This window comes from Candidatus Similichlamydia epinepheli (assembly GCF_003056015.1).
Genome location: NZ_PPEU01000013.1, coordinates 1 through 18,215, shown reverse-complemented (window position 1 = coordinate 18,215; position 18,215 = coordinate 1). Strand labels below are relative to the sequence as shown.

General features: G+C 38.2%; 14 protein-coding genes and 1 pseudogene. 14 read left to right on the top strand and 1 reads right to left on the bottom strand.

Annotation, left to right across the window (positions count from 1 at the left end):
• A pseudogene (locus GCCT14_RS05595) lies at positions 1 to 94 on the bottom strand (hypothetical protein); the annotation flags it as partial.
• Between GCCT14_RS05595 and GCCT14_RS01530 the strand changes: the two are divergent.
• From GCCT14_RS01530 to GCCT14_RS05425, 14 genes are all read left to right on the top strand, one after another.
• Positions 93 to 1,439, top strand: coding sequence for an Rne/Rng family ribonuclease (locus tag GCCT14_RS01530; protein ID WP_320411687.1), 1,347 nt, complete (start codon positions 93 to 95; stop codon positions 1,437 to 1,439). The pseudogene GCCT14_RS05595 and the gene GCCT14_RS01530 sit on opposite strands and share 2 nt — an antisense overlap.
• Positions 1,440 to 1,781: 342 nt before the next feature.
• Positions 1,782 to 3,326, top strand: coding sequence for a hypothetical protein (locus GCCT14_RS01525; RefSeq protein WP_108623928.1), 1,545 nt, complete (start codon positions 1,782 to 1,784; stop codon positions 3,324 to 3,326).
• 484 nt (positions 3,327 to 3,810) lie between these two features.
• A complete protein-coding gene (locus tag GCCT14_RS01515; protein ID WP_108623926.1) occupies positions 3,811 to 4,197 on the top strand; it encodes a hypothetical protein in 387 nt (128 codons plus the stop codon).
• 105 nt (positions 4,198 to 4,302) lie between these two features.
• Positions 4,303 to 5,349 (top strand): hypothetical protein, encoded by a 1,047-nt coding sequence (locus tag GCCT14_RS01510; RefSeq protein ID WP_108623925.1) that lies wholly within the window; start codon positions 4,303 to 4,305, stop codon positions 5,347 to 5,349.
• 51 nt (positions 5,350 to 5,400) lie between these two features.
• The gene (locus GCCT14_RS01505) at positions 5,401 to 6,948 is read left to right on the top strand and encodes a hypothetical protein (RefSeq protein WP_108623924.1); all 1,548 of its coding nucleotides are present in this window, start codon (positions 5,401 to 5,403) and stop codon (positions 6,946 to 6,948) included.
• A gap of 138 nt (positions 6,949 to 7,086) precedes the next feature.
• A complete protein-coding gene (locus tag GCCT14_RS01500; RefSeq protein ID WP_108623923.1) occupies positions 7,087 to 8,598 on the top strand; it encodes a hypothetical protein in 1,512 nt (503 codons plus the stop codon).
• 166 nt (positions 8,599 to 8,764) lie between these two features.
• Complete coding sequence (locus GCCT14_RS01495; protein ID WP_108623922.1) at positions 8,765 to 10,201, top strand: hypothetical protein; 1,437 nt, start codon at positions 8,765 to 8,767, stop codon at positions 10,199 to 10,201.
• A 97-nt stretch (positions 10,202 to 10,298) separates the two neighbouring features.
• Positions 10,299 to 11,801, top strand: a complete 1,503-nt coding sequence (locus GCCT14_RS01490) for a hypothetical protein (RefSeq protein ID WP_108623921.1) — start codon at positions 10,299 to 10,301, stop codon at positions 11,799 to 11,801.
• A gap of 204 nt (positions 11,802 to 12,005) precedes the next feature.
• A complete protein-coding gene (locus GCCT14_RS01485; protein ID WP_157952458.1) occupies positions 12,006 to 13,517 on the top strand; it encodes a hypothetical protein in 1,512 nt (503 codons plus the stop codon).
• An 87-nt stretch (positions 13,518 to 13,604) separates the two neighbouring features.
• Positions 13,605 to 15,113: a hypothetical protein gene (locus GCCT14_RS01480; RefSeq protein ID WP_108623919.1), complete on the top strand. Its 1,509-nt coding sequence runs from the start codon at positions 13,605 to 13,607 to the stop codon at positions 15,111 to 15,113.
• Between the two features lie 437 nt (positions 15,114 to 15,550).
• Complete coding sequence (locus tag GCCT14_RS01470; protein ID WP_192875474.1) at positions 15,551 to 15,892, top strand: hypothetical protein; 342 nt, start codon at positions 15,551 to 15,553, stop codon at positions 15,890 to 15,892.
• Positions 15,853 to 16,149, top strand: coding sequence for a hypothetical protein (locus tag GCCT14_RS05430; protein WP_157952456.1), 297 nt, complete (start codon positions 15,853 to 15,855; stop codon positions 16,147 to 16,149). The genes GCCT14_RS01470 and GCCT14_RS05430 overlap by 40 nt, the downstream gene beginning before the upstream one ends.
• A gap of 77 nt (positions 16,150 to 16,226) precedes the next feature.
• On the top strand, positions 16,227 to 17,738 hold the full coding sequence (locus GCCT14_RS01465; protein WP_204592929.1) for a hypothetical protein: 1,512 nt from the start codon (positions 16,227 to 16,229) through the stop codon (positions 17,736 to 17,738).
• Positions 17,739 to 17,887: 149 nt separating this feature from the next.
• Positions 17,888 to 18,215 (top strand): hypothetical protein (locus GCCT14_RS05425; RefSeq protein WP_204592928.1); only part of this gene is annotated, 328 nt, incomplete at its 3' end.

Sequence of the window (18,215 nt, the reverse complement as noted above, 5' to 3'; positions counted from 1 at the left end):
GCAAAAGCGCAACGTAACGTCCTGCCAAAGATATCGAAGAAGTTAACCTTGCTCCCTTCGTTCGAATTGGTTCTTTTATTACCTGAACGAATATCCAATCTGCCTTTATAGACATTGGAGAAGAAGAAAATGGGTTCATACACCTAGACGATGCCATTGAAAATATGGCAAAAATTCTAAAAGAAGATCAAGTAACATCGATAAATTCTTCAAATGAACAGAAATTGTGCGTAGGAGAATGGATACTCGTTCAGGTAATAAAAGAACCAATTCGAACGAAGGGAGCAAGGTTAACTTCTTCGATATCTTTGGCAGGACGTTACGTTGCGCTTTTGCCGACTTCAACGAAGAGAAGCATTTCTAAGAAGATTACTCAACCCCACATCCGAGCAAGGCTAAATAGGTTCCTCAGCGAAATGGATCTTCCACCATCCATGGGTTTGATTTGCCGAACAGCAAGCAAACACGTCCCCAAAGAAGTATTAGAAGAAAACATTACTGACCTCATCAGTCAATGGGACAAAATTTTAGCAACTTTCAAATCACAAAAAAATGCCATTTGTTTGTACAGAGGCTTCGATCTTGTGAAGAGAACTCTTCTTACAGCTTTGGAGCGACGTTTCAATAGAATTTTAATTGATGAATACGCAACTTACCAGAGTTGTCAGAGACTTCTTCAAAAGTATAGCAAAGAACATAACTTGAAAGTTGAGTTCTATCGTGATCGCATCCCTATGTTTGAACGTTTCGGGGTCGAGAGAGAAATAGAAAAAACACTGAAAAAGAAAATATGGCTACCAAGCGGAGGATACATTTTTTTTGAAACAACGGAAGCGATGCATACGATCGACGTTAATTCTGGACGAAGTATTGACAAAGAGCCTCAACATAACTTGGAAGAAACTATAGTTCGTATCAATTTAGAAGCAGCAGAAGAAGCAAGCCGACAATTACGTTTAAGAAACATTGGAGGCATAATCATTTGTGATTTTATAGATATGGCGCTTCCATCAAATCAAAAGAGGGTTCTTGATTGGCTAAGAGAATGTATGCAGGAGGACACAGCCAAATGTTCTATTCTGAATATGAGCCGTTTTGGAACAGTACAAATGACACGCCAACGAATACGAGAATCGCTTACTCAAACCATGTTAGTTGGATGTCCTTATTGCGAAGGAACAGGATGCGTTAAAAGTCACGAAACAGTTTCAATCGAAATCGAGCGTGCAATTAAACGAACTTTATCATGGTGCGATGGGAAGTTAATAGTATTGCACTGCCATCCTGAGTTGAAATCATATCTTGAAGAAATAGACAAAAATTTGATTATTAGAAGCGCAAAAAAAAGAGAGATTCTACTTCAAGTCGAGCCAGACGACACTTTGCATCTGAATGATTTCAGGCTGATCGACCCTCAGAGTGGCGAAACTTTAATATGAAAATAGGGGCGCGTATAAGTTCATTGATTTTCGTGGTCTCCAAAGAGATTTCTATGACACACCTCAATTCCTTCGTAACGATTTGATGATTAGACTGTTCTACTTACTCTTCTACTGGTCTTTTCCTCATAAAAGCGAATACTGTGCTATACGGACGAATTGAACCCTCGCTGTACCTGATATGAATCAAATCAAGCCCAATCGAGGCAATCCTAAGAAAAATACAGATGAGATCTTACTAGACCGAAATAAAATTACTAGATTATGTGGTGTTTCACACTTGCCAAGCCCCTGCAAGTCTACCTGTTTTGATTTGCTTTGGGAAACCCAAGGAGGTCGTTTGTGACTTATTTCCTAAAAATGCGAACAAGATTCAGGAGTCTTTTCCATCTTCTGCTTCTTTCGTCTTCCGTTACAGTTTGCACTCAATCACCATTACTCAGAGCTGTTCCAGCCGTCCAGAGAGTCGGAAACATTGTTTACAGTTCAGCTACAATTGGACACGGTCTTGCGAACGTAGAGGACTTGCACTTTATTCAAATGGTTGGTCTGAAAGGAGTTTTAGTAGAAACCACTAACGCGACATTGACTGCAACTTTCCGTTTGAGACTAATTCAAAAACATCCCTTCTCTGTAAGAGTGAATAGAAGTGCGGTCAGTCATGCTGCAGTAACAGCAACAGTTTTCATAATCGGGAAACAGTCTTGGTTCACAACATGGGTTGGCACTATCACCGCAGAGGGTGGTACAGTTAAGCTTGGTACTTGCGCTGCTGGACCAGTTCTTGATCTGAGCATGCCGACAGGAGATGAAGCTGAAGGTTGTCAACTACTTGGAAACTTTTTCACAGGGTTAAGAGCTGCCTCAATAGTTGATGCAGACTATACGACACACTATGCTCTCATGAGCACACGTGGTCAAACAGATACAGGAGCCATGCAACCTACAGCTGCCGCAAACGCCTTTTTCACTGCTTTCGGAATGGACAAATTTGTAGAATTTGATCATGCAAACCAGACCGACCCCATAGACATCATAGGGTGCCCTCAATACTTTTTGCATCTTACACAAGACAACTTAACTCCTGCGTTAGGACAAACTGCACTCGACAAATGGCAGAACGATGCTGCTGGGCACTTCATTGCCATTGGAAACTATACTGCCGCTGATATCACTGGTCACTTAGTAAACCTTTTATCTAGGGCAATACTTGAAAGCACGCCTGGAATTAACCAAAACCTAGCTGGAAGTGCTTGTAACAATATCCGAGGGGATATATCCACTACAAACGGTGCTGAAACAGATATGGTACCAGTTGCAGTAATCGACTGTGGTGCTGCAGATGCGGTTGGGTTGGCTGCAGCTGCTGTTCTAAAACTAAAATTTGCAGATGCTGCTGCTACAGGCATTGCTGGAGCTGTTTTTGAATCCAAATGGGAAGTTATAGGTGGAAGAGCACTATTCTGTGTGCAGCTCAAGGACGGTGGTCCGACATTCCTAACAGGTAAAAACCGTTATGGGGCTCTTCTTGATACTATAGCTGACGCAAGGACTGCTTACAGCGTACAGGCTACACTAAGAACCAATCTCTTCGCAGACTGGGCTGCAGCTTTAGGGGCACAGCAACGAGACAGAAGACCAGGAGGGAACAACGGACTTGCTAGCACCCCAGACGGTTATCTCGACTGGCTTACAGATATGATGGGGGCAGAGCAGAGCACTGAAGCCGCTATCCAAAAAGCAGCCGCATCAACAAGCCAAGCGGACAAAGACACATTTGCAGACAACGTAGCTGATAGAATTGGCACGGCACTTTTGGCATCTGGATCAGGGGCAAACGCAAACGATGGTCTCTTCAACGTATACAACTTCATTGGAAGTAACTAACATAGACTTCCTCAGCTGATCTATTTTTTCTAATAGTAAAAAAAACGGCCCCCCTTGTTAGGGGGGTCTTTTTGTTTTTGCGCCATTAATTAAAATGCTGTAATGATCCGAAACCGAATTAGTATTTGGAGAGTACGATGCCTCGTCTTTTACTTTGTTTCATTCTCTTTTCTTGTTTTACCCAAACGGGAATAGCAACCGACAGGCAAGCATCTGAAAAAATCAAAAATTTTGTTTTGACAGACATGCAAGGATCTCCTACGAAACAGGAACGACACGATCTTTCTGCTCCATCTAAGCGCCCTACTACGAACACTAAACTACAATCTGCTTCTAGTCTGGCAACAACAAAGCTAATTATAAGGCAAAATCAGCCTGCTAAGCAGGCGCAATCTCCAAGGCTTCGAATAGTGCAGAAGATGTCAGTAGTGAATTAGGTCACATTCCAGTCATTAATGATGCATTTCACAGAGAGGAGAAGGGCGTGAGTTTTAGAAAATTACTTTCTTTTCTTTTTCTTTGTTATGCAAATGCGTGTTCCAATATGGATCTGGTGGCACTTGAGAAAGCTAGGTTGCATAAGAGCCACAACTGTTCCTATGCGGTTCAAAACTGTAATATTTTCTATGACTCGTTTTCCAATTCAATGGAGATCATCTCACTTCCAGGGTTGCGCATTCGCTCTATCGCCTCAGCACAGGTTGCAACGCCATTTCATCGTGTCCGTGTACTAGCAAAAGTCTCTCTTTGTCTTAGGGCAAGCGACAGATTAGGAGATACATCTGTTTTGGCACTTGTCACACGTTGTGTGCTAGGCCAAAGCTGGTGCAAGATTTGGTGGGAGACAAGAAAAAAGAATGAAACAAAGTAAAAGACGAGGCATCGTACTCTCCAAATACTAATTCGAAAAAGCATAATTCGCTTTCAAACATATTTGTAAGCCATTCAAGATGCTCAACACGAAAGATTAGAACAATTGCATGAAGAACTTATTGGGTTCTTTTCTTCTCTAAAGGAGACAGACATCACCGATCAAGAGATTCAGCTTGCTAGAAATGATCTTTTTCAAGAAGCACGTGACGTTATGACTTCTTCAGCACAAGAAGTTGCTCAGAGAGTTTTTGATAGCATCAAAATGAACTTCACTGCGCCTAAGATTGATATGAAAGAACAATCAGAGGTTCGCGGCATCCCCTACCACGCACTTAATATTATTCATATCCCAAGCATTACAAAAAGAGAGGTTAACCAAGCAATGCTAGCTTGGTCACACGCTCCCTTAGAAGTTCTGCTGATCAAAAAAGATTCCAATTCCTCAACCGATCAGGTCGTTAAAGCATTCTTGCCACTTTGGAAGGCTCATCTCCCCAAAACGAATGATATACTTTGCAAGCATAGAAGTCATATCCCAATGAATGGGTCCGCAAGATACTTTTCTTGTGATGGATCTACAAGCGAAGTTGTGCCAATCTTTGTGGTTAATCTTGGGAAAATATGCCCTAGAAGCATTTTGGCGGCTGAACTTATCTGCTCAAAACTTCCCCTACAGAATAAAGATCCAAGTTTTGTTTTTGATTGTGAGTGGGGACCTTGTGCTGGATGTACATTAGTCATGGTCAAAGTAGACCACATGTTATCCGCACATACATTTGCAAATAACATGGATAGATCTTGCATGTTGAAAAAAACAATCACGGAATTCGAAGATGTTTTTCTTACACAATTTATCAATCAGGAGATTCTTGAACCATGGGATAGATTATTAATAGAAAATGCAGAGAAAAAGAATTTTCATGAGCCTCATGACATGGATATAGCGTTCGTAGCTAATTCGCATCTTGAATGGCTTACAAATATGTTTGAAAGCGAATTATGCTTTTTCGAAATCACAGATATTGTTTCAGATGAACAAAAGAAACAAATACTTTTATGTGAAGCTTTGCGAGTAATCAAAAATTCACTTTCACTATCTCGAAAATGTTGGGATATGTGGAATTTCGTAGGCCCTAAAACAAAAGTCTAACCTCCTATTCCAACAAACATTGGAAAACAAAACTAGCTTGGGGACTGCTTCATGCAAAGAGATAGAAAAACAATAGTTGCCCATATTCTATTCTTAGTTTCATTGTTTCCACTCCAAGTAATAATAGGAAATCTTTCTTACCAAAAGAGTTCGATTTTATTCTATGGAACGACACCTTACGCAGTAGAAACGAAACTGATCACTCCTAACCCGCAAAAGTACTATGACAGAATAGAACTAATCAAGTTTCCAGGAATTCGTGTACATGCCATCCATTTCAATGGCCGCATGGTAAGAAAGGCGTTTCGAGCCATATTAAAAACTAACTACTGCCTAAGAGCTGGAGCGAATCACAGAGCCACAACTATTTGCACAACCGCAATAAAAATTTTGCTTCAACAAAGTTGGGCGAAGAACTTGGCTTCTATGGACTCTGCTAAAGCTATCATGACAGTATCTGGACCAGGTTTTGATGGAAACAGTGTCCATATTTCTGACATATCTAAGCAGCTTCTTCCTATTATACGAGGGATAAAAACTGCTACCATCTCCCAAGCAGAATTAAACACTATTGAAAATTCCTTCACTAAATATTTACACCGTATATACGGACCAGTTGAAAATTCCTTCACAAAATATTTGAACACAGAACTGAACCGAACTCCAGATGGAGTCGCCAATCGAATGATGAGTCGGCTTTCTGAGCCTCCGACGACTTCCAACTTAATTGAATCTTCTGTTTATCCATACATACGTGGAATTCCATCTGCATCTCTTGATAAAATGCATTTGAAAAATTTAACTATAAAAGATTGCGAGAATGTTATTTCAGATTGGACAAGAGCTCCTTTAGAAATTTTCTTTATGGATAACACGAAACCAACAGCTACAGAGTTCATTGAAGCGATACTACCGCTATGGGACGAGTTGCGTCCTGACACAAGGTACAAATTAGCTCAATCAGATGCTGGGTTTACTACAAAAGGTGCAATTACACTATTCAGCTGCCCTGGAGCACCCATAACAGAAATGGTGCCAGTAATTGTATTAAACCTAGGAAAACTCACACCTGTTAGCTTGATTGCGGCTGATATCCTCTGCACTAGGTTTGCTGAGTACACCAACAGAAATGAATCCTTAAACAACACTCCGTCTTATTTGGCGACATGGGCTCCTTGCGGAGGATGTGTACTTGTGATGATACGGTTTTCAGACACGATGTTTCTTTCTAAACAAAAAATGAATGCCCTACGAGCTCTTCAAATATCTCTCTCTACATTCAGAGAAAGTTTTTCTTGTTCAGAGTTGAAATCTAATCTATTTAACGATTGGATAGATTCAATAGGAGTTAACCAATCTAAATTAGACCTAGATCAATGGACATCTTTCAACCTGACCAAAGCCTCTGGTTATTTGGATTGGATGGTAGATGTGTACGGATTCGAAGACTCATTTCACGAACTAAATATTCTTAGAAATGAAATAAATGAGACAGGTCCTTCAATTACTCTTTGCGAAGATATTCACAAATTACTACAAGAACGCCTGTCGGACAACAAACATTTTTTTGACATTTGGGTTTTCAGAGGATCAACATAAAGCAAACATTAAACAATTAAAATTGTAGATAATAAAACTTGTTAAGACTGGTCCGTATATACGGTGTAAATATTTAGTGACAGAGCGATCTATCTGCCTTGCTATGGCCTTTGACAAAAGTTTTTTGTAGGACACTGCGTGAAGTATTTTGCAAAATTCGTTAATAGGTTCTGTTTATTTGTTTCTTGTTCGTACTTTCTAGCACCAGAAATACAAGGAGCACAATATCTTGGTGATAGACACACTCTCTACGGAAATATACCACTATACTATCAAGAAGTAGTTAATACTGATTTGTCTGCCGAATTCCCAAATCACCAATTATTCGCACTATCTGGAATCAGAATATATTTCGTGGTTCCCACTACAAACATGTCTTCATTAGCAGTCAGAGCAGTATACAAAACTAATTACAGCCTAAGAGCAAATGCGCCACATAAAGACGTGATTTTAAGTTGCATGACTTTCAAAATAATTATTTCTCAAAGCTGGTTTTCAACAGTTATTTCTACCCTAGGAATAACTCACTCAAGAGTATTCATGTCGACAGGTGGTCCAGGCATTGACGGATTGCATGCAAGCCCAACAACAATATCAAACTTTCTGTCAAATATAGGCGATCATCTAAAAACAGAATCGATAACTGAAACAGAATTATCGACAATGAAAGCATCATTTCTAACACGGAATACCATACTAAATTCAAGTCCAGAAACGGTAAAAAACGATTTTATAAACAAATTTCTTGCTGTTCCGACCTCAGACAATATTAGAAGTGCAAGTGTATTCCCTCATCTAGCAGGGTTCCCCTACTACGGAATTAGCCATTTATATGCTAATTCTTTTACATTGCAAGATGCTTTAAATTGCTTAAGTGATATTTCATACTCCCCAATAGAGATAATGCTTATGGACGACATCGTCCATTCATTTGATAATATTGTCTCAAATTTCTCATCAGTATGGGCACATCAACGTCCTAGAACAGACTACAAATGCAACGGACAAAGAAGATTTTACTCAGTTAAAGGCAAAGAAAATGTTATTCCCTGTCAAGGTGGAAGCGCAGGAGACATGAGCGTTGCACTGATAGTCAATCTGGGTCCATTAGACAAAGAATCACTTATTGCTGTGGACCTAGTAAAAACACAATTCCAAACTTATGCAAATGCAATTGGTAGCCCATTAAATGGATATGGTGTGACTTACCAAGTTGATTGGGTTCCGCGTGGTGGATGCGCATTGTTATATATTACTTTAGGGACTGGCACACCAACAACATTACCAAACACATTGAATCACCTCGGAATTCTTAGACTTGCAATAGATCAATTTAGGCGCAATTTTACTCTCCAGGAAATCACCAACAACCTAATACCTAATTGGCCAAACTCATTGGGAACGAACCAAGGCATCAGACACTATCGAACCTGGAACAGCAGACTTCTTGGATATTTCAAATACAGAGAATGGTGGGTCGAGCTATTCGGAGGAGGAGAACTCGCATTTAAAGAATTAGATGACTTTGCGACATCTATTACGGCAGGTGGAGACGTTGGCTCTCTCTATACAGACGTTAACAATATCATCCAAACGGCTTTTTCAACATCGAAAAGAAGGTTTGACTTTTGGATATTTTTGAAACAATAGACACCGTAAAGTTCAACTAAAATTGTATTTTTGATATCAGCCCATCGATGGAAACTTTAAGTTTACAATTTCTAAGAACGAGAATGCTATGAAACGCTGTTTCCTAAAAAAAATATATGTATTTCTTATACTTTCGTGTTCCACAGGCCTAGAGACAGAGTGCAACTTGACATTAGGTCCAGGCCACTCTTTTCATAACGGAACCCCATACTACAGCACTAGCGTTACGATATCCACTGTTGCTGGGTTCACCTTTCCGACAAACCAAATTGTCGAGTTTGCAGGCATACGTATAAATCACCTAGAAACTACAGGCGCAACTACAATCGCCCTAAGAGCTATACTAAAGACCAATAATTGTCTTCGATCAGATGCATTACATGAGGACGTATTATTAGATTGTGTTGTATTCAAGATATTGCTTGCACAAAGCTGGATTTCCAGCGCTCTTAGCGATCTACAAGATGTTAGAGCATGTATGACGACTGGCGGACCTTCTATAGACGGGTCCCACTCAACATTAACAACAATAGTTCAAGCTTTAAGAAACTTTTCTACAGGTATGCGAACGGCCTCTATATCCTCGACTGAATTAGCCACAATGAAAACAAATTTTTTAAACCAGAACTCTATACTTAACAACTCTCCAGAATTAGTTTCCGGTGATCTTGTAAACACTCTTGCCGCAAGTCCCACTTCCATAAACATAATTACAGCCGCAAACTTTCCTAAATTGAAAGGATTCCCTTATCACGCCATTAGTCAGTCTCACGTTAATAATTTTACATTACAAAATTGTACAAATTGCATCACAAGCTGGTTCAGAGCTCCTCTTGAAATTATGATAGTTGACAATGTAACTCGCACAAACCTTGAAATAGCAACAGATTTTCTTCCTCTTTTAGTCACACATTATCCTGACACGAGTTACAGGGCTAACGGAAGCAGAAGAGGATTTTCAACTTATGGGGGAGAAACAATTGTAACGTGTCAAGGTGGAGTATCTGGGGATAGCGACATGACTTTGACGGTTAATTTAGGCCCAGTTACGAAGGAATCGATTATCGCAGCTGATCTGGTGCGCACTCAATTCGCTAACTACGTCGCTGGACCAAGAAGCCCACTAGCTGGTAGTGCACCAGAATTCCGCATTGAATGGGCTCCATGTGCAGGTTGTGTACTTGTAATGATTCGACTTGCCGAAAACTTCCCACAAATTGTTACACCTCCAGATACATACAACAGGATTAAACAGATAGGAGTGCTTAGATTTGCTTTCGACCAATTTCGCATAAACTTAACTGCACAAGAAATTGAAAACAATTTAGTAGACAACTGGACTTCGTCATTAGGCACGAATCAGGCAATCCGAAACTATACAAACTGGTCTACAGGAGCAACTAACCTAGATAAATTCAGAGATTGGTGGGTAGAGGTATTTGGTGGTGGAGAGGCTGCTTTTGAAGAGTTAGATACACTAGCTGCCAGTTTGGCAGCTGGTGATCCTCCTGGAACTATTTACGAAGATATACGTACTATTATTAGGAGAAGCTTTACAGCAAGTTCAAGACACTTTGACCTGTGGATCTTTAGAAAAGATTAACTTTTGCAAAGTTGCAATATTTCAACATTGTTTTCGACGAAAAATGTGATCTCTGTTAGCACCGAACCATTAGACAGTCACAGTTCGGAGAGATTCAATGCAAAATACGATAAGGAAATTGCATATCTTATTCTCAATTGTGCTTTCAATTGTTCTAGTTACGCAAGGCACTTCTACGTTAAGTACAGGACATCTTTTTCATAATAACACTGCCTATTATCCAGAAACGTTTACACTTTCTAATGCCTCAAACTTTCCTTTTCCTGCCAATAGAGTTATAGAATTAGCTGGTCTTCGAATAAACTTAGTTGTTTCAGGAATAAGTTCCCCCACTATTTATACAAGATGTATCTTCAAATCAAATTACTCGCTTAGAGCTGGCTCCACACATAAAAATACTATTTTAATGGGATTGGTTTTAAAAATAATTTTAGAGCAAAGCTGGATTGCAACTTATTTATCAGAAAACTCTGAATTGAATGCTCGTACCTTACTTACAACATCTGGTCCAGCTTTTGATAGTAGCCATAGTAATATAAACGAAGTTACATCTGCTCTGATTATCATTAAAAACGGCATTAATAATGGTTCGATTTCAAGCCAAGAACTATCTACAATGAAATCCAACCTTAGACTTCAACATGACAATCTTAATCAAGTTCCTAGGTTCGTGGCTGATGATGTATTCAGTCAATTTACAGCTACACCAAGTCAATACAATCTTCTTGACACAGGTGTATATGCTGTTGTAAGGGGATTCCCCTACCAAGGGATCAGCAAATTGACACTTGATGCCTTTACCATAGAGGAATGTCATAATTTCATGAGAGATTGGGCAAGATCTCCACTTGAGATTTTGCTTATTGATGGAACTAATCGATCTGACACTGACTTAATAGATGTTTTTTCGTCTCTTTGGCACGTTCAACTACCAAAAACGAATTATCATTCGAATGGTAGAAATACTACATTTACAACAAACGGAGAAGAGATTCATATCCCCTGTTATCTAGGCAATCCAATAAATGAAGATTTTATTTTGGTGGTCAACTTGGGACCACTTAGCAAAGAGACTTTAATAGCAGCGGATCTTGTTCGTACACAGTTCCAAACCTACGCGACTTCAAATGGCAGCCCTATTCCTAATTCCACCAATTATAGAATCGAATGGGCTCCCTGTGCTGGATGTGCTGTAATTATGATTAGGTTAGGCACAGATGCTCCAGTAAAGCTATTAAATGGAATTAATCAAATTGGAATGATTAGACTCTCATTCGATCAATTCCGTAACAATTTCACGACACAAGAAATAGCTAACAATTTAATTGATAACTGGTCTTCTTCTTTAGGTGCGAATCAGGTCACTAGGAACTACAACAATTGGTCTAGCGGCAATACAAACATAGAAAAACTCCTTGGGTGGTGGAGTGAGACTTTTGGAGGTGGTGAATCTGCCTTCGAAGATCTTGAAATTTTAAGAGCTGGATTTAGTAATGGACAAGCTGCTGGCTCGCTATATGACGATATACGAGACATAATTGAAGATAGTTTCACTGCTACTTCACTTCGTTTTGATATTTGGCATTTCCAAAGAGGATAAAACATACGACTTGAAATACTGTTTATAAGAGAAACAATAATCATTTGATTATACATTACAAATCTGAAAGCTTACTGTTAAAATTCGTCATAAAATCTTGATTGTTACTGATATCTTTACAATTTCTTTACAAAAGAAACTCCCATAGGATACTGAGGATATAGATTAACGATTAAACATTATGAATAGATAGTGGAGTGAAAGATGTATATTAAATATATTAAATGGATTAATTGTTTAATCGCATTGTCATCCTTTATCTTTCCACCGAAATCACCAAGCAATCAAAGTTCAACAGAAGTGAACCTGTTCCATAATGGAACACCTTATTTTACGGAAACACTACAAACAACATCTTACGGAACTCAGTTTCAAAATACAATTTTGGTTGAAATAGTTGGTATACGAATTAACTATTTGCGTAATAATTCAAGCATGAGCGTAGGATTTGTACGAAACGTCCTCAAAACAAATTATTCGCTTAGAGCTGGAGCTAGTTATAGGGATATGTTATTAGCTTCTCTTACTTTCAGAGTGCTCATAGGTCAAAGCTGGAGAGAAGCCATATGGAGCGACTATCATTTAAATTATACCGCTGCATTTATGACAGTATCAGGTCCTGCACTTGACTTGGCAAACGACCCTATTAGCGCGACAATATCAGATCATATCAGAATTCTCAACGAAATCAAAAATACATCTATTTCACTTTCAGAATTTAACAGTGAAAAGTTCTTTTTTAATAGAGAACAAACAAACGCAATAGACAATAAAACTCCAATGACGGCAGCCGACGATTTTTATAACCGCTTTATCACCAAACCAGCATTTAGAAGACTTGATGTTAATGCTTTTACTAGATTACAAGCCTTCCCTTACAACGCGATGGGTTATATGTTTGCAAATGAATTTACACTAGAAGAGTGTAATGAATGTTTAGAAGATTTTCGACATGCTCCTATAGAATCTCAAATAATAGATGACACTATATATACTCCTGAAAGTTTAATAGATGAGTTTAAGCGTTTATGGATAGCACATCTTCCAGACACATCTTACAAAGCCAATTCTCGCAATATAAATTGCACCACTTACGGAACAGAAGTAATAATACCCTGCCCAGCAGGCAATTCAGGTGACAGTGATATTATTCTACAGGTCAACTTAGGGCCAATTACTAAAGAAAGCTTGATTGCAATTGATCTTGCTAAAACTCAATTTGAAACTTATGCTAATGCTCAAGGTAGCCCACTTAACGGAACAGGTATCACATATCGTATTGATTGGGCTCCTTACTCTGGATGTTGCTTAGCTTTAATTCGTCTAAATGCTGATGCTCCAACCATCCTCGATAATAATATAAATCAACTTGGCATGCTAAAAATTGCATTCGACCAGTTCAGAATCAATTTCACCGAGCAAGAAATCAGAAATAATCTAATATCAAATTGGTCCAATTCATTAGGAATAAATCAAGCAAGTAGGGATTATTATGACTGGACTCATAGCACATCCTGGTACATTTATAACATACGAAGATGGTGGCAAGAAGTTTTTGGAGTAGAATCTGCCTTCTCAGAATTGAATACGTTAAGATCAGATATCAACAATGGACAAATACCAGAGACTCTATATGCAGATATAAGAGAAATCATAGAAGAGGCCTTCACTGCTAACAACAGTAGGTTCACTTATTTTGTATTCACAAGGTTATAAAATCAAAAAATAACATTCAGTTCGACTAGAAAAATACACTCTGATATCCGGGTTTATTCACTAATTAATGTTCCAACCATAGATACAATGTCTGCCAAATTTATTAAACATATCAACATCATTATGTTGGTATTTCTTGCCTTTTCACTTAAGGCGCCCAGCAATCAAAGTTCAACAGAAACTCCCCTATTCCATAATGGAATACCTTATTTTACGGAAACACTACAAACAACATCTTACGGAAGTCCGTTTCAAAATACCATTTTGGTTGAAATAGTTGGTATGCGAATCAACTATTTGCGTCGTAATGAAACCATGAGCGTAGGATTTGTACGAAACGTCCTCAAAACAAACTATTCGCTTAGAGCTGGAGCTAGTTATAGGGATATGTTATTAGCTTCTCTTACTTTAAGAGTGATCGTAAGGCAAAGCTGGAGAACAGCCATATGGAGCAACTATCATGTAAATCATACCGCTGCATTTATGACAACATCAGGTCCTGCATTTGACTTGGCTAACGACCCAATTAGCGTGACAATATCAGATCATATCAGAATAGTAAACGAAATCAAAAATACATCTATTTCACTTGCAGAACTTAACTTTGTAAGTAACTTTCTTGGGGCTGAACATGCAAACGGAATAAATAATAAAACTCCAACGACGGTAGCCGACGATTTTTATAACCTCTTTATCACCAAACCAGAAGTTCAAAGAATTGATAGTCGTTATCATACTAGATTACAAGCGTTCCCATACAACGCGATTGGTTATATGTTTGCAAATGACTTTACAGTAGATGATTGTAATGAATGTTTAGAAGACTTTCGACACGCTCCTATAGAGTCTCAAATAATAGATGACACGATATATACCCCTGAAAATTTAATAGATGAATTTAAGCATTTATGGGCAGCACATCTTCCAGACACATCTTACAAAGCAAATGCACGCAATATAAATTGCACCACTTACGGAACAGAAGTAATAATACCCTGCTTAGCAGGCATATCAGGTGATAGTGATATTATTCTACAAGTCAACTTAGGGCCAATTACTAAAGAAACCTTAATTGCAATTGATCTTGTTAAAACTCAATTTGAAACTTATGCTAATGCTCAAGGCAGCCCACTTAACGGAACAGGTATCACATATCGTATTGATTGGGCTCCTTATTCCGGATGCTGCTTAGCTTTAATTCGCCTGAATGCTGACGCTCCAAGAACGCTCTCAAACAAGATAAATCATCTTGGCATGCTAAGGATCGCATTTAACCAGTTCAGAGACAATCTTACAGAGCAAGAAATCAGAAATAATCTCATATCGAACTGGTCCAATTCATTAGGAATAAATCAAGCAATTAGGGATTACTATAACTGGACTAATAGCACATCCTGGTACATTTATAAAGTGCGAAGTTGGTGGCAAGAAGTTTTTGGAGTAGAATCTGCCTTCTCAGAATTGAATACGTTAAGATCAGATATCAATGCTGGACAAATCCCAGAAACTCTATATGCAGATATAAGAGAAATAATAGAAGAGACCTTTACCGCTAGCAACAGCAGATTCACTTATTTTGTATTCACGAGATTATAAAATCAAAAAATAACATTCAGTTCGACTAGAAAACTATACTCTGATATCCGGGTTTATTCACTAATTAATGTTCCCAGCATAAATACAATGGCTACCAAGTTTATTAAACATATCAATGTCATTGTATTGGCATCTTTTGTCTTTTCACTTAATGCGCCAAGCAATCAAAGTCTGACAAACGCGAACCTGTTCCATAATGGAATATCTTATCTTACGGAAACCCTGCAAACACCGTCTTATTATGTAGATGTGTTTCAAAATACTACTATTCTGATTGAAATGGTTGGTATGCGAATTAACTATTTACATTGTAACGATAACTTGTCATATGGATTCGTGCGAAATGTTTTCAAAACAAAATTAATGTGACAATCTCAGAACATATAATAATCAACGAAATTAAAAATACATCTCTTTCACTTCCAGAAATTAACTTCATGCGGTACTTCATTAATATTAACAATAGAAACACAATGGACAATAAAACTCCGGCGATGTTAGCTGACAATTTTCATAATATCTTTATCTCTAAGCCAGAAGCTAGAAGACCTGATCTTAATCAGTTTACTAAACTACAAGTATTCCCATACGATGCGATTAGCTATATGTTTGTGAATAACTTTACAGTAGATGAGTGTAATGAATGTTTAGAAGACTTTCGACACGCTCCTATAGAGTCTCAAGTAATAGATGACACTATATATACCCCTGAAAATTTAATAGATGCGTTTAAGAGTTTATGGAAAACACATCTTACAAAGCAAATGCACGCAATATAAATTGCACCACTTACGGAACAGAAGTAATAATACCATGCCTAGCAGGCATATCAGGTGATGCCGATATTGTTTTACAAGTAAACTTAGGGCCAATTACTAAAGAAAGCTTGATCGCAATTGATCTTGTTAAAACGCAATTCGAGACCTACTCTAACGCTATAGGAAGCCCACTCAATGGAACAGAGGTGCACATATCGAATAGACTGGGCACCTTACTCTGGATGTTGCTTAGCTTTAATTCGTCTAGGTACGAATAGTCCAACAACACTAGAAAATAATATAAATCAAATTGGAATGCTGAGAATAGCTTTCGATGAATTTAGGATTAATAAAGATGCTTAAGAAATTTATCAATAGGGTAAATTCCCTTATTATATTGATATCCTTTTTCTGTTCACTGAAGGCTCCAAGCAATCCAACCTTGACATATGGGAACCTGTTTCATGACGGAATAGCGTATTTTACAGAAACGCTACAGACACCGACTGACAACAATGTATTTCGAAGCACCATTTTGGTTGAAATACCTGGAATCCGAATCAATTATGTCCCTGTCAATGCGAATATGTCACGAGGCTTTATACGAAATATTTTTAAAACAAACTATTCGCTTAGAGCTGGAGCTAGTTATAGGGATATGCTTGTAGCTACTCTTGTTTTAGAAATACTCGAAGACCAAAGCTGGAGAGTGCTCATATGGACTAACTACGGCTTGGGTCAGGTGGGCACATTTATGACGTCATCAGGCCCTGCATTTGACATAGGTAATGAGCCTATTGATAGAGCTATGTTGTCACACATCGATATTGTCAATGCAATTAAAAACACCTCTATTTCACTACAAGAAATTCAATATCATAGACTCTATTTTAACATTAACAATAGAAATGCCATGGAGAACAAAACTCCAACGATGGTAGCTGACGATGCTTACAACATCTTTAGTAGTCTTTCAGTTGAACAAAGACTTGATCTAAACCTTTATACCAGGTTGCACCCGTTCCCATTTAATGCAATCAGTGACATGTTTTTATATGGTATTACAGTAGAGGAGTGCAATGCATGTTTAGAAGATTTTCGACATGCTCCTATCGAATCTCAAGTCATAGATGACGTGATATACACTGCTGAAAATTTAATAAATATGTTTAAGAATTTATGGGCAGCACAGCTTCCAGACACATCTTACAAAGCAAATTCACGTAATATCAACTGCACTACGTATGGAACAGAAGTAATAATAAATTGTCGCGCAGGAACGTCAGGTGATACCGATATTATTCTAAAAGTCAACTTAGGGCCAATTACTAAAGAAAGCTTGATTGCAATCGATCTTGTTAAAACTCAATTCGAAACCTACGCTAACGCTCCAGGAAGCCCACTCAATGGAACAGGTATCACATATCGAATAGAATGGGTGCCTTACTCTGGATGTTGTTTAGCTTTAATTCGTCTAAATGCTGATGCTCCAACCATTCTCGATAATAATATAAATCAACTTGGCATGCTAAAAATTGCATTCGACCAGTTCAGAATCAATCTCACAGAGCAAGAAATCAGAAATAATCTAATATCAAATTGGTCCAATTCATTAGGAATAAATCAATCCATTAGAGAATTTTCCAACTGGAACATTGGTTCAACTTCCCTTGCGAACATACGTAGCTGGTGGGTAGAAGTTTTCGGAGGCGGAGAAGCTGCCTTCACAGAATTGGACACACTAAGAGCGAGTATAAATGCCGGACAAATCCCAGCAACTCTATACGCAGACATAAGAGAAATAATAGAGGAGACCTTCACTGCTAGCAACAGCAGATTTACCTACTGGGTATTCACTAAACCATAAGATAACAAAATATTGTTACGTGTAAATATTCAAAATGTCTATGGAATCGGCGTTCAATGATGTCATAAAATATTAGGTTCGACTGAAAAATATCACTCTGATATTCGGCATCATTCATGCATTAAAGTTCCTAATTATGGCATTAAAAGATGATCGTCAAGTTTATTAAATATATCAATGTTATTGTATTGGCATCTATTTTCTTGTCTATGGAATCGCCAAGCAATCAAAGCCTTCCTGTTGGCAATTTGTTTCACGACGGAGTGGCATATTATACAGAAGTTTTCACGAGGCCATACGCTCTTACTGTATTTCGAGATGCCAGGTTAGTTGAAATAGCTGGTATTCGAATTTACCATATTTTTGTAGACGGTCTGATGTCATCTGGCTTTATAAGGACCATCTTCAAGACAAATTATTCTTTAAGAGCTGGAGCTAAATACCAGGACGTGATTTTAGCAGATCTAGTTTTTAAAA

Bases quoted from the DNA above. Each gene is read 5' to 3' on its own strand.
- GCCT14_RS01505 (WP_108623924.1), top strand. From the start codon at position 5,401: ATGCAAAGAGATAGAAAAACAATAGTTGCCCATATTCTATTCTTAGTT.
- GCCT14_RS01490 (WP_108623921.1), top strand. From the start codon at position 10,299: ATGCAAAATACGATAAGGAAATTGCATATCTTATTCTCAATTGTGCTT.
- GCCT14_RS01485 (WP_157952458.1), top strand. From the start codon at position 12,006: ATGTATATTAAATATATTAAATGGATTAATTGTTTAATCGCATTGTCA.
- GCCT14_RS01480 (WP_108623919.1), top strand. From the start codon at position 13,605: ATGTCTGCCAAATTTATTAAACATATCAACATCATTATGTTGGTATTT.
- GCCT14_RS01470 (WP_192875474.1), top strand. From the start codon at position 15,551: ATGCGGTACTTCATTAATATTAACAATAGAAACACAATGGACAATAAA.
- GCCT14_RS05430 (WP_157952456.1), top strand. From the start codon at position 15,853: ATGGAAAACACATCTTACAAAGCAAATGCACGCAATATAAATTGCACC.
- GCCT14_RS01465 (WP_204592929.1), top strand. From the start codon at position 16,227: ATGCTTAAGAAATTTATCAATAGGGTAAATTCCCTTATTATATTGATA.